Below are 12,410 nucleotides of genomic sequence, written 5' to 3' on the forward strand. Positions count from 1 at the left end.
CGAATTGCCAGGCGCCGCGCGGCGGGCGAGACTGGCGCCATGCCGCCGATGTGGTGGCTGAAGCGAACGACGACAGGAGAGTCCCATGGAAGTCCATCTGCTTGCAAGACAGTTTCCCCTCACGCCAGCCCTGCGCAGCTATGCGCAGCGGCGCCTGCGCCATGCGTTTTCCTTCGCCCGCGACAAGGTGGGCGACGTGGTGGTGCGCCTGGGCGACATCAACGGGCCGCGCGGCGGGCAGGACATGCAATGCCACATCCTGGTGGCCGTCCCCGGAAGGCCAACGCTGGTGGTGCGCGACGTGCAGGACAACCTGTACACGGCGATCGACCGCGCCGTGAAGCGGGCCGCCTACAAGGTGCGCCAGGCGTTGATGCAGCGGCGCTCGCTGGAGCGCTGGGGCCGGCGCGGCCTGGCCAAGGGGCGCCGGGACACCCGGCGCGACGATCCGGACGCCGAGGCCTGAACGCGGCATTCGACAGGGAGAAGGCGCATGTTACACGGCATCCTGGTGGCGACCGCATTGTCCGGCCGGTCCGCCGATCCAACGAGAACGGACACCCTCGATCATCTGCAGGCGGCGCCGGGATGGTCCGGCCTGGTCGTGCAGGGCTGGCATGCACCGTCCTGGCTGGGCCGCCTGCGCAATGCCTGGAGCTTCGGCGCGATCGCACGGCGCACCAGCGAACCGGTGCTGGTGCTGCGAAATCGGGCACCGCGGCCGTATGCGCGGGTGCTGGTCGCGGTCGACTTTTCCGACGCCGCGCTCGAGACCGTGCGCGCGGCGGCGCGTTGCGCGCCAGGCGCGCGCTTCACGCTGCTGCACCCGCTCGACACCGGCATGGAAGGGTATATGCGCCGCGCCGCCGTGGCCAGCCGCTTCATCAAGCGGCACCGGCGCCGGCTGCAGGCAGAGGCCCGCGCAGCGTTCCGGCGCTTTGTCTATCAGCTGCGTTTGCCGGATGTGCAATTTGCGCTGCGCATGACACCGCACCCGGAACGGGTTGCCCTGCGCGTCCATGCCGCCCGCGAGAATCCGGACCTCGTTGTCGTACGGAAACCACAGGACGGCCTGCTCGGACGCTGGCTCGGGATCTCCGCCGCGCGCGAAGCCCTGGCGGCGACGCGATGCGACTTGTTGCTCGTTACCGCAGGCAGAGGCCTGTTCCGTCCACGTTCCAACGCTGCTTGACGGCGACCGCAGCGATGTTCCTTCGACAGTTATGCGCCGTATGAATGCTGATTATCTGAAACCATGATTTGATTTCTATCTGAAAGCGCCCATACTGGAGACATCACACACAGCGAGGAACATCATGAACACTCAAAAACAACAAGCTTCGAACAGCGTCCTGTCGACCTTCGCCAACTCGATCAAGCGCCTGTTCGCGCATGACGCAACGAGCGGCGGCAGCGACCTCATGCAGCTCTACCTGCTGTCGCGCGGTTCCGATTCCGTGCGTCCGGCCGTCATCCGCAAGCTGCACGCCGCCGCGCAGAACTGATTCCCGCCCGCGGCACCAGCCGCAGCGGCGAGACAGGCGGTATGCCGATGTGAGACAATGTCCGGTCTAGCGCCGGAAAGTACATCATCGGCTCGGCCGCCCAGCAGTGCGCGGGAATGCGACTTTCCATGCGACGCCTGTTTTGATCCATAAAGCCCTGTCCCGACAGGGCTTTATGTTTTTCGTATTGGATTGGAATTCTCCCATGGAAATCAAAGTCAACTTCCTCGACAAACTGCGCCTGGAGGCCAAGTTCGACGACTTCACCGTCATCGCCGACCAGCCGATCCGCTACAAGGGCGACGGTTCGGCGCCCGGCCCCTTCGATTACTTCCTGGCCTCGTCGGCCCTGTGCGCGGCCTATTTCGTGAAGTTGTACTGCAATACCCGCGATATTCCGACCGAGAATATCCGCCTGTCGCAAAACAATATCGTCGACCCGGAGAACCGCTACAAGCAGATCTTCAAGATCCAGGTCGAGCTGCCGCACGATATCTCCGAGAAGGACCGCCAGGGCATCCTGCGCTCGATCGAGCGCTGCACCGTCAAGAAAGTGGTGCAGGAAGGGCCGGAATTCGTGATCGAGGAAGTCGAGAACCTCGACGCCGACGCCCAGGCGCTGCTGACCCTGAATCCGGCCGCCGAGGCCTTGACCTATATTCCGGGTAAGGACCTGCCGCTGGAACAGACCATCGCCAACATGTCCGCGAAGCTGGCCAGCTGGGGCATCAAGATCGAGATCGCCTCCTGGCGCAATATCGTGCCGAACGTGTGGTCGCTGCATATCCGCGACGCGCATTCGCCGATGTGCTTCACCAACGGCAAAGGCGCGACCAAGGAAAGCGCGCTGGCCTCGGCGCTGGGCGAATACATCGAACGCCTGAACAACAACCACTTCTATGCCGGCGTGTTCTGGGGCGAGGACATCGCCCGCGCCGACTTCGTGCACTATCCGAACGAGCGCTGGTTCCAGCCGGGTCCGGACGATGCGCTGCCGCCGGAGATCCTCGACGAGTACTGCATCGGCATCTACGACCCGGACGGCGAACTGCGCGGCTCGCACCTGGTCGACACCAATTCCGGCAACGCCGCGCGCGGCATCGTCTCGCTGCCCTTCAAGCGCGAGTCGGACGGCGAGACCGTCTGGTTCCCCTCGAACCTGGTCGAGAACCTCTACGCCAGCAATGGCATGAGCGCGGGGAATACGCTGGCCGAGGCGCAGGTGCAGTGCCTGTCCGAGATCTTCGAGCGCGCGGTGAAGCGCGAAATCCTGGAGGGCGAGCTCGCCTTGCCCGACGTGCCGCAGGAGGTACTGGCCAAGTATCCGGGCATCGTCGCCGGCATCAAGGGCCTGGAAGAGCAGGGCTTCCCGGTCCTGGTCAAGGATGCGTCGCTGGGCGGCCAGTATCCGGTCATGTGCGTCACCCTGATGAACCCGCGCACCGGCGGCGTGTTCGCCTCCTTCGGCGCGCACCCGAGCTTCGAAGTGGCGCTGGAACGCAGCCTCACCGAACTGCTGCAGGGACGCAGCTTCGAGGGCCTGAACGACCTGCCGCAACCGACCTTCGCCAGCGAAGCCGTCACCGAGCCGTATAACTTCGTCGAGCACTTCATCGATTCCAGCGGCGTGGTGTCGTGGCGCTTCTTCAGCGCCAAGTCAGACTACGATTTCGTGGAGTGGGATTTTTCGGGCGAGGGCAAGGATTCGAACGTGCAGGAAGCGGCGACCCTGCTCGGCATCCTCGAGGACATGGGCAAGGAAGTCTACACGGCCGTGTACGACGAACTGGGCGCTGTCGCGTGCCGCATCGTCGTGCCAGGTTACTCGGAAATCTATCCGGTGGAAGACCTGGTGTGGGATAACACCAACAAGGCCCTGCTGTTCCGCGAAGACATCCTGAACATCCATCGCCTGGACGACGACGCCTTGTCCGATCTGCTCGATCGCCTGGAAAACAACGAGCTCGACGAGCATTCGGATATCGCCAGCCTGATCGGCATCGAGTTCGACGAAAACACCGTGTGGGGCCAGCTCACCGTGCTCGAACTGCGCCTCCTGATCAACCTCGCGCTGAACGAATTCGAAGCGGCCCACGAGCTGGTCGGCGCCTTCCTGCAGTACAACGACAATACCGTGGAGCGCAAGCTCTTCTACCAGGCGCTGAACGTAGTGCTGGAAGTGGCGCTGGACGAGGAGATGGAGCTGGACGACTATGTCGCCAACTTCCGCCGCATGTACGGCAACGGGCGCATGGATGCGGCGCTGGGTTTGGTGGACGGCAGCGTACGCTTCTACGGCCTCACGCCGACCAGCATGCAGCTGGAAGGGCTGGACCGCCATCATCGCCTGATCGACAGCTACCGCAAGCTGCATGCGGCGCGCGCGAAGGCGGCTGCATCGAAGCAGGCGTGACCAGGAGCAAGGCGACCCTGGTCGGGCTCCTTGCCGTCCTGCTGTGGAGTTCCATCGTCGGCCTGATCCGCAGCGTCAGCGAGCACCTGGGGCCCACCGGCGGCGCGGCCATGATGTACAGCGTGGCCTCGGTCTTCCTGCTGCTGTCGGTCGGCTGGGTCGGCCTGCCCGACTTCCCGCGCCGCTATCTTGTCTGGGGCAGCCTGCTGTTCGTGAGCTACGAGCTGTGCCTGGCGCTCTCGATCGGCTACGCGGACACGGGGCGCCAGGCGATCGAGGTCGGCATGGTCAACTACCTGTGGCCGACCTTCACCATCGTGGCCGCCATCCTGTTCAACCGCCAGCGGACCAATTACCTGATCGTGCCCGGCTTCCTGCTGTCGATCGCGGGCATCTGCCGGGTGCTGGGCGGAGAGCAGGGCTTCGATGCGGCGGGGATGCTGGCCAACGTGCGCGGCAACCCGCTCAGCTACGGCCTGGCCTTCGCCGGCGCCCTGATCTGGGCGGCCTACTGCACGGTCACGGCGCGCATCGCCGGCGGCAAGAACGGCGTGACGGTGTTCTTCCTCCTGGTCTCGATCAGCCTGTGGGTCAAGTACCTGCTCGAGGGCGGCGGCCAGATGGACTTCAGCATGGAGGCCGTGATCTACCTGGTTTTGGCGGCCGCCGCCATGGGCTTCGGTTACGGCGCCTGGAATGTCGGCATCCTGCACGGGAACGTCACGGTGCTGGCGGGTGCCTCCTACTTCATCCCGGTGTTCTCGGCGGCGCTGTCCACGCTGCTGCTGCGCACGCCCTTGTCCGGCGCCTTCTGGCAAGGCGCGGCCATGGTCTGCGGCGGCGCCATCCTGTGCTGGCTGGCGACACGCGCCAGGCGAGTCGGGCACGTGAAAGCTGTAGCGGATTAAAAACTGAAATTGCTAATAGTGCAACAATGGCGGACACTGAGCCGTTTTGACAAGCCGCTATCGGGCCAGGAGCGGACGTAGCGCAGGGTTACATCTTAATCTCGCGAGTTATTCAATCCAGGCCTTCATGGACAGGTGGCAAACACGAAGCCATTGCTGGTGCGCCGCTTGGCTCGGGGTGCAGCCAGGCGACGGCAAGGACCGATTCGATGCAGTTGGGCTTGGCAATCATCGAGATACTGAAGGCTGGTTAGCCAGCTGCGATCAGTAACATCTGCAATAGGCCCGCAACCGGTCAATAGCAGAGGTTATGGAAGCTGAACTCGACCGCAGTACTTGCTAGCTTGCTGGCGATTGGCCTTTATCCACAGCACATGAACGCAATGGTTAGCCCCAACGCACGCGTACCAGAGCCGCTTCACTCAATCGTTGACGCAGTGCCAACTTGGAGTCATCCGTGTTCGACCACTAATGCGCGCTACGAACTCTATGTACAGCAATTTACTGAACGACACCTAAGATCGCTAGCACCCTGTTGCCCAACGACGATTTCGCGACGATCCAGGCGCCAAGCTTATTGTTCTTTGATTTTTTGCGAACCATTCCGAAGGCCTTCCGAGAGCTGCCACAGGGTCTCGGCACGCAGTCCTGTTCGACAGTAGGCCAATACGGGCTTGGGCGAGTCGGCATACAGCGCGGCAAAAGCCTCGACATCGCTCGGGGTGATCTTTCCAGGCACGACCGGCAAGTAATGCGCTTGCACGCCGCACGCGGCCGCCTGCTCTGCCACCGCGGCGAACGCTGGCTGGTCGCCAGCCTCGCCGTCGGGGCGATTGCAAATGATGGTGGCAAGACCCGCGTCGCGCAGCCCAGGCAAGGATTCAGGCGACACTTGCGAGGTAATCGCAAAGTTCTTATCAAGGTAACGGATGCTCATGTGATCTCCTGTTCGTGGCATTCAACAACAATCTATTGAAATATAGATCGTCGATGCATATAATATCCCCAGGGATAACGAAACACAAGAAGGATTCACGATGAGCGATGGACAAAAACTGGACTTGCAAGCGATGCAATCTGCGGCGGCTCAAGCCTGCGGCCTGCTGAAAGTACTGGGCAACCCCGATCGGTTGCTGCTGCTTTGCCAACTGACACAAGGCGAGTTTTGCGTCAGCGAGCTCGAAACGCTGCTGCAAATCCAGCAGCCAACGCTGTCCCAGCAGCTTGGGGTACTGCGCGAGGAAGGTCTCGTCAGCACCAGGCGCGAAGGCAAGCAAATTTTCTACAACATCGACAGCCACGAAGCCACGGCGATCATGCAGGTCCTGTATGAGTTGTTCTGCCAGCCAGGCAAAGGAGAAACGAAATGACGATTGACTGGGTACATTTCACGCCGCAGGCTGCGCTTGCCGGCGGCGTGCTGATCGGACTGGCCGCGGCGGCCTTCATCCTGTTGAACGGCAGGATCGCCGGCATCAGCGGCATCTTGGGCGGTCTGCTGCGCCCGGTGCGTGGCGACATTGGCTGGCGCGTCGCCTTCCTGGCTGGCCTGATTGCCGCCCCGATCGTGTACGGCCTGTTCGCAACGCTGCCCGAGGTGACGGTCGATGCCGGCGCCGGCACGCTGGTGGCGGCGGGCCTGCTGGTCGGTGTCGGCACGCGTTACGGCGCAGGCTGCACCAGCGGCCACGGGGTCTGCGGCATTTCACGCATGTCGCCCCGATCGCTCGTCGCGACGGCGGCATTCATGTTCGCCGGCTTCGTCACGGTCTACCTCGTACGCCACGTCTTAAATTGAACATTTGAAGGAATCGACATGCAAATCTTCATGGCATTACTGGTCGGCCTCCTGTTCGGCATTGGCCTGATCGTCTCTGGCATGACCAATCCCGCCAAGGTCGTCGGCTTTCTTGACCTCGCCGGGAGCTGGGACCCGTCGCTCGGCTTCGTGATGGGTGGAGCGATCCTGGTGGGGGGGTTCGCCTTTGGCCTCGCCCGCAACCGCAAACGTTCGTTCCTTGGTGAACCAATGCGCCTGCCGACGGCGACAGCCATCGACCGCCGCCTTGTGCTCGGCTCGCTCGCCTTTGGGGCCGGTTGGGGATTGGGTGGATACTGCCCCGGTCCGGCTCTCGCGTCGCTCGCTTCCGGCGGAGACAAGGCATTGCTCTTCACCTTGGCGATGCTGGCCGGTATGGCGCTGTTCGAGGTGCTTGAGCGGATCTCCGCCGCACGCACACCGGGCAAGGCCTGAACATGAACAGGAAAAACCGGAGGCTGGCATGCTGACCAGTGTCGGACTTGGCCTGGTGGTGGGACTGATCCTCGCCCTGACCGGCGCCGGCGGCGGCATCCTGGCCGTCCCACTGCTGATTTTTGGAACGGGCGCCAGCGTTGCAGAGGCTGGGCCGATCGGGTTGATGGCGGTCGGCATGGCTGCGGCGCTGGGGGCGGTACTGGGCCTGCGTGCCGGGATCGTACGCTACCGCGCCGCGGTGCTGATCGCAGCCACCGGCATGCTGCTCTCGCCGGCCGGCCTGTGGGCAGCCCGGCAAATCGATGGCCGCTGGCTGGCCGTGCTGTTCGCGCTGGTGCTGCTGTTGGTCGCTTTAAAAACGTTCAGGCAGGCGTCCGGGAAGGGCTCTGCCACCACCGCCGAGCATGTCGTGTGCAAGCGGAACGGCGAGTCCGGCCGCTTTATCTGGACCCGCCCGTGCGCCGTGGCCATGAGCCTGTCAGGGGGCATGGCCGGCCTGCTGTCCGGGCTGCTCGGCGTAGGCGGCGGCTTCGTCATGGTGCCGGCCTTGCAACGCTATACAGACCTGCCGATGAAATCGGCCGTCGCGACCTCGCTGGCCGTCATCGCCCTGATTTCGCTGATGGGCGTGGCCACTACCGCCGCCAGCGGCCATCTGAACTGGGCGCTTGCCCTGCCGTTTTCGGCCGGTGCGCTGGCGGGAATGCTCGGTGGCCGCTCGCTTGCCTCCCGTCTCGCCGGCCCGCAGTTGCAGAAGGGTTTTGCATTCGTCTCCGCCCTTGTCGCCATCGCGATGATCGTCAAGGCAGTGTCGTAAAACAAGTCCCGTTACCATTTATCGAGGAAACCAAGATGAACCTGAATCCCATCCAGCTGTTCGATACCGAATCGTCGACCTTCACCTATATCCTGACGGCGCCGGGGTCGAACCAGGCGGTCATCATCGATCCGGTCGACCACCACTGGGAACGCGACCTGCGCCACCTGGAGCGCCTGGGACTGCAACTGGTCTATGTATTGGAAACGCATGCACACGCCGATCACGTCACTTCCGCCGGCAAGCTGCGTGAACTGACCGGCGCGCAGGCGGCGGTGCCGAGCGGCTGCGGAATCGCGCCAGCCGAACTGCAATTGAATGATGGCGACGTCATCCGCTTTGGCGAGGCCGAGGAAATCAAGGTACTGCATACGCCGGGCCACACTGCCGGCAGCATGAGCTATGTCTGGCGCGGCAACGCATTCACCGGCGATACGCTACTGATCGACGGCTGCGGCCGCACCGATTTCCAGAGCGGCAGTAGCGACGCGCTTTACGACAGCGTGACTGCGAAATTGTTTGCGCTGCCGGATGAAACGCGCATGTGGCCGGGGCACGACTACAAGGGCCAGGCAGTCTCGACGATCGGCTGGGAAAAGCGGCACAACGTCCGTCTGGCCAATCGCAGCCGCGAAGATTTCCGCAAGCTGATGAGCGAACTGAATTTGCCCAAGCCGAAGCTGATCGACGTCGCCGTGCCGGCCAACCAGAACCTCGGCCTGCCGCACGGCGCCTGACTCCAATCCATCCACGCAGGCGGTAAGGCCATGATCTTCCGCCAACGCTTCGAGGTCGTGTCCAGCATCTATAGACTATGTGCGGCAGCCAATGCATCGAAGCGGCAACTTGGCAACGTCCGCTTCGGGGCGGTTAGCGGCTTGTTTTGTGCCGTTGTGGCCCCAACGCGTCGCCTAAGTTAAATCGCGAAAAAAAAGCCCACCTTCGCGGGTGGGCTTGAATCCAATTCTTTTCTGAGGAGAGTTGGAGGAGACAGGTGCAGTATGCTGCGCCACAGCATATTCGTCCACTTTTCATTTGGAATGCCAGACATGCGTTTTGCGCATATCTCCTCCTTAGACCCCGAGATAGCGCGCCAGCGTCTCCGGCTGCGCCAGCAGATCCGCCGAGCTGCCGCCCGCCACCACCTGTCCCTTTTCCAGCACCACCGCCGAATCCGTATGCGAGAGCACGGCGTGGTAATTGCGATCCACGATCAGGGTGCTGATCCCGGTCGTGCCGATCCGGGCGATCACCTTCCAGATCTCGGCCACGATCAGCGGCGCCAGGCCTTCGGTGGCCTCGTCCAGGATCATCAGGTCGGGATTGGTCATCAGCGCGCGGCCGATCGACAGCATCTGCTGCTCGCCGCCGGAGAGCTGGTTGCCGCCGTTGTCGAGGCGCTCGGCCAGGCGCGGGAAGGTGTCCAGTACCCGCTCGTAAGTCCAATCGTTGCGGCCAGTGGGCCCGCGGCGCGCGCTCATCACCAGGTTCTCGCGCACCGACAGGTTGGGGAAAATGCCGCGGCCCTCGGGCACGTAGCCGATGCCGAGGCGTGCCATCCGTTCGGGCGGGCAGCCGGTGACGTCGCGGCCCTGCCACGCGACTTTTCCCGACGCCGCCGGCACATAGCCCATCAGCGAGCGGATCAGCGTGGTCTTGCCCATGCCGTTGCGGCCCAGCAGGCCGACGGCGGTGCCGGGCGCGATCGCCAGGTCCACGCCTTGCAGGATGTGGCTGTCGCCGTAGTATGTATTGAGTGAGCTAATCTGCAGCAAGGCGGGCCTCGTCTTCGTAAAAGTTAAGCATGGCCTTCGCCCAGGTAGGCGCGCTGCACCTCCGGGCTGGAACGTACGGATTCGGGGGAGCCGCTGGCGATCACGGCGCCGTTGACCATCACCGTGATGCAATCGGCCACGCGGAACACGGCGTCCATGTCGTGCTCGACCAGCAGGATGGCGTGATCAAGGCGCAGGCGCTCGAGCATGGACAGCATGCGTTCGCTCTCTTCAAAGCCCATCCCGGCCAGCGGTTCGTCCAGCAGCAGCACCTGGGGCGCGGTGGCAAGGCACATGGCGATCTCCAGCTGGCGCTTTTTGCCGTGGCTCATGCTGCCGGCCGGGAGGTGCTGGGCATCGGCCAGGCCGGCGGCGTCCAGCGCGGCGCGCGCCGCTTCCAGGCTGGCGCGGCAGGATTGGGCGCCTTCCCACAGTGTCCATGGGCGCTGCTGCGCGGCCTGCGCGGCGAGACGGCAGTTTTCCAGCACCGGCAAGGTCGGGAAGATCGTGGTGCGCTGGTAGCTGCGGCCGACCCCGGAACGGGCGCGGCGCGGCTGCGACAGGCCCGTAATGTCGCGGCCAGCCAGGCGGATCTCGCCCGAGGACAGCGGGATCTCGCCGGACAGCAGGTTGATCAGGGTGGACTTGCCGGCGCCATTGGTGCCGATCACGGCGTGGACCTGGCCGCGGTGCAGGTCGATCGAGACGCCGTCGACCGCAACCAGGCCGCCGAAGCGGCGTGTCAGGCCGGTCGCCTGCATCAGGGGCGTGGTGTTCATGCTTTTCTCCGCTTGAAGGTGAGACTGCGCCCGATCCCGATCAGGCCCTTCGGCATCAGCGCAACAAACGCGATCATGGTCAGGCCCAGGGTCAGCTGCCAGCGGCCGGCAATCGCAGGACCGAGCAGGGCTTCGGACGAATAGAATTCCTTCAGCAGCACGAAGGCCGCCGCGCCGATCACGGCGCCGCGCAGGGAACCGAGGCCGCCCAGGATGATCATCATCAGCACCGCGCCCGACTCGTGCCAGGACAGCAGTTCAGGATTGACCACGCCGTTCTTCGACACGTAGAGGAAACCCGCCACGCCGGCCAGCGCGCCGGCCAGCACGAAGGCCGCCAGCTTGTAGCGGTAGGTCTGGAAGCCGGCCGCGCGCATGCGCTGCTCGTTGATGCGGATGCCGGTCAGGGCGTGCCCGAAGCGCGAGCGCAGCACCAGCGCCAGGAAGGCGTAGCACAGCACCAGCAGGCCGAGCGCAACGAAGTACAGGTGGCGTGGCTGTTCGAAGTCGATCAGGGTCGTGCCGCCGACCGCCAGCACGGGACGCATCATCAGGTACATGCCGTCGCTGCCGCCGCCGATCGGCGTGTCGTGGAAGACGAAATAGGCCATCTGGGCAAAGGCCAGCGTCACCATGATGAAATACACCTCTTTCGTGCGCAGGCTGAGGGCGCCGACGAAGAGCGCATAGACGGCGGCCGCCAGCATCGCCAGGGCCAGCAGCAGGACCGGATTGCCCGCTTCGTACTGGGGCGCGGCCAGCGCGGTGACGTAGGCGCCAAGGCCGAAGAAGGCGGCGTGCCCGAGGCTGACCAGGCCCGTGGTCCCGGCCAGCAGCTCCAGGCTCAAGGCGAAGATCGCGTAGATCACGATCTTCATCACCAGGTCCTGGTAATAGGTTTCCAGCACCAGCGGCGCAAAGGCCAGCAGCACGGCGACAGCAACCGGCACCAGCCAGCCGTGCGAGCGGCGTAGCGCCGGCTGGGCGCCGGCGACGCGGGGAAGGGCGGAGGTATGCATGTTCAGAATCCTTTGTTGCGCAAGCCCTGCGGACGCCAGATCAGGATCACCGCCATCAGCACGTAGACGCCGATGCCGGCCAGCTGGGCGAAGAAGACCTTGCCGAAGGTGTCGACGAAGCCGACCAGCAGGGCCGCGATCAGGGCCCCAGAAATCGAGCCGATGCCGCCGATGACGACCACCACGAAGCACATGATCAGGACGCTGCCGCCCATGCCCGGATAGACCGAGGCGGCGGGCGCGGCGATCATGCCGGCCAGCGCGGCGAGCGCCACGCCGCCCGCGAACACGGCGCGGTAGAGGAGGCGGATATTGATGCCGAGGCCGCGCGTCATGTCGCGGTTGCTGGCGCCGGCGCGGATCATCATGCCCAGGCGGGTGCGGTTCACCACCCAATACAGGGCAAAGGCGACCACCAGGCAGGCGCCCGATGCGAACAGGTTATACACGGGATAGGTCATCACCCCGCCCAGCGAGACGCCGCCCGACAGCCACTCCGGCGCCTTCACGCCGTGCACCTCGTTGCCGACCAAAATGCTGCGCAGCTCCTCGAATACTAAAATCAAGGCATACGTCATCAGGACCTGCTGCAGGTGGTCGCGCCCGTACAGGAAGCTGAAGAAGACCCACTCGAGAAGGAAGCCGAAGATCGCGGACAGCAGCATCCCCGCCAGCAGCATGATGATGAAGTTGTCGCCGAACAGGGGCGCCAGCACATAGGCCATGTAGGCGCCGATCATGTAGAAGCTGCCGTGCGCCAGGTTGATCACGCCCATGATCCCGAAAATGAGCGTCAGGCCGCTGGCGACCAGGAACAGGAGCAGGCCGTACTGGACGGAGTTCAGGCACTGCACCAGGAAAGTCGATATATCCATCGCGTTCTTCTTGCAAGGGTTGAAGCGGCGCCGCCGCGACCTGCGCGGCGGCGGAACAACTA

General features: G+C 64.1%; 15 protein-coding genes. 10 read left to right on the forward strand and 5 right to left on the reverse strand.

Annotated elements, in window-relative coordinates:
- Positions 1–85: 85 nt before the first annotated feature.
- From C2862_RS05435 to yddG, 5 genes are all read left to right on the forward strand, one after another.
- Complete coding sequence (locus C2862_RS05435; protein WP_136219095.1) at positions 86–466, forward strand: HPF/RaiA family ribosome-associated protein; 381 nt, start codon at positions 86–88, stop codon at positions 464–466.
- Positions 467–493: 27 nt separating this feature from the next.
- Positions 494–1,192 (forward strand): universal stress protein, encoded by a 699-nt coding sequence (locus C2862_RS05440; RefSeq protein ID WP_136219096.1) that lies wholly within the window; start codon positions 494–496, stop codon positions 1,190–1,192.
- 124 nt (positions 1,193–1,316) lie between these two features.
- Positions 1,317–1,505: a hypothetical protein gene (locus C2862_RS05445; RefSeq protein ID WP_136219097.1), complete on the forward strand. Its 189-nt coding sequence runs from the start codon at positions 1,317–1,319 to the stop codon at positions 1,503–1,505.
- Between the two features lie 205 nt (positions 1,506–1,710).
- A complete protein-coding gene (locus tag C2862_RS05450; protein WP_136219098.1) occupies positions 1,711–3,918 on the forward strand; it encodes an OsmC domain/YcaO domain-containing protein in 2,208 nt (735 codons plus the stop codon).
- Positions 3,915–4,826 carry an aromatic amino acid DMT transporter YddG gene (yddG, locus tag C2862_RS05455; RefSeq protein WP_136219099.1) on the forward strand — a complete coding sequence of 304 codons (912 nt, stop codon included), beginning with the start codon at positions 3,915–3,917 and terminating at the stop codon, positions 4,824–4,826. Before C2862_RS05450 ends, yddG begins: the two co-directional genes overlap by 4 nt.
- A 574-nt stretch (positions 4,827–5,400) precedes the next feature.
- Here the strand turns inward: yddG and C2862_RS05460 are convergent.
- The gene (locus C2862_RS05460; protein WP_168710009.1) at positions 5,401–5,763 is read right to left on the reverse strand and encodes a TIGR01244 family sulfur transferase; all 363 of its coding nucleotides are present in this window, start codon (positions 5,761–5,763) and stop codon (positions 5,401–5,403) included.
- A 100-nt stretch (positions 5,764–5,863) separates the two neighbouring features.
- Here C2862_RS05460 and C2862_RS05465 point away from each other — a divergent pair, with 100 nt between their 5' ends.
- From C2862_RS05465 to C2862_RS05485, 5 genes are read left to right on the forward strand one after another with little or no spacing between them, the layout of a single operon-like run.
- The gene (locus tag C2862_RS05465; protein ID WP_136219101.1) at positions 5,864–6,196 is read left to right on the forward strand and encodes a metalloregulator ArsR/SmtB family transcription factor; all 333 of its coding nucleotides are present in this window, start codon (positions 5,864–5,866) and stop codon (positions 6,194–6,196) included.
- Complete coding sequence (locus C2862_RS05470) at positions 6,193–6,624, forward strand: YeeE/YedE family protein (RefSeq protein ID WP_136219102.1); 432 nt, start codon at positions 6,193–6,195, stop codon at positions 6,622–6,624. The genes C2862_RS05465 and C2862_RS05470 overlap by 4 nt, the downstream gene beginning before the upstream one ends.
- Before the next feature lie 18 nt (positions 6,625–6,642).
- Positions 6,643–7,080: a DUF6691 family protein gene (locus tag C2862_RS05475; RefSeq protein ID WP_136219103.1), complete on the forward strand. Its 438-nt coding sequence runs from the start codon at positions 6,643–6,645 to the stop codon at positions 7,078–7,080.
- A 28-nt stretch (positions 7,081–7,108) separates the two neighbouring features.
- Positions 7,109–7,900: a sulfite exporter TauE/SafE family protein gene (locus tag C2862_RS05480; RefSeq protein WP_136219104.1), complete on the forward strand. Its 792-nt coding sequence runs from the start codon at positions 7,109–7,111 to the stop codon at positions 7,898–7,900.
- Positions 7,901–7,935: 35 nt separating this feature from the next.
- On the forward strand, positions 7,936–8,637 hold the full coding sequence (locus C2862_RS05485; protein WP_136219105.1) for an MBL fold metallo-hydrolase: 702 nt from the start codon (positions 7,936–7,938) through the stop codon (positions 8,635–8,637).
- A 336-nt stretch (positions 8,638–8,973) separates the two neighbouring features.
- On the opposite strand, the gene C2862_RS05490 is transcribed toward C2862_RS05485, so the two are convergent.
- From C2862_RS05490 to C2862_RS05505, 4 genes are read right to left on the reverse strand one after another with little or no spacing between them, the layout of a single operon-like run.
- The gene (locus C2862_RS05490) at positions 8,974–9,675 is read right to left on the reverse strand and encodes an ABC transporter ATP-binding protein (RefSeq protein WP_136219106.1); all 702 of its coding nucleotides are present in this window, start codon (positions 9,673–9,675) and stop codon (positions 8,974–8,976) included.
- Between the two features lie 23 nt (positions 9,676–9,698).
- Positions 9,699–10,454: an ABC transporter ATP-binding protein gene (locus tag C2862_RS05495; protein ID WP_136219107.1), complete on the reverse strand. Its 756-nt coding sequence runs from the start codon at positions 10,452–10,454 to the stop codon at positions 9,699–9,701.
- A complete protein-coding gene (locus C2862_RS05500; RefSeq protein WP_136219108.1) occupies positions 10,451–11,473 on the reverse strand; it encodes a branched-chain amino acid ABC transporter permease in 1,023 nt (340 codons plus the stop codon). The genes C2862_RS05495 and C2862_RS05500 overlap by 4 nt, the downstream gene beginning before the upstream one ends.
- A 2-nt stretch (positions 11,474–11,475) precedes the next feature.
- Entirely contained in the window at positions 11,476–12,348 is an 873-nt protein-coding gene (locus tag C2862_RS05505) for a branched-chain amino acid ABC transporter permease (RefSeq protein WP_136219109.1), read from the reverse strand.
- Positions 12,349–12,410: the final 62 nt, after the last annotated feature.

This window comes from Massilia sp. Mn16-1_5 (genome assembly GCF_004798585.1).
Classification (GTDB): Bacteria; Pseudomonadota; Gammaproteobacteria; order Burkholderiales; family Burkholderiaceae_D; genus Telluria.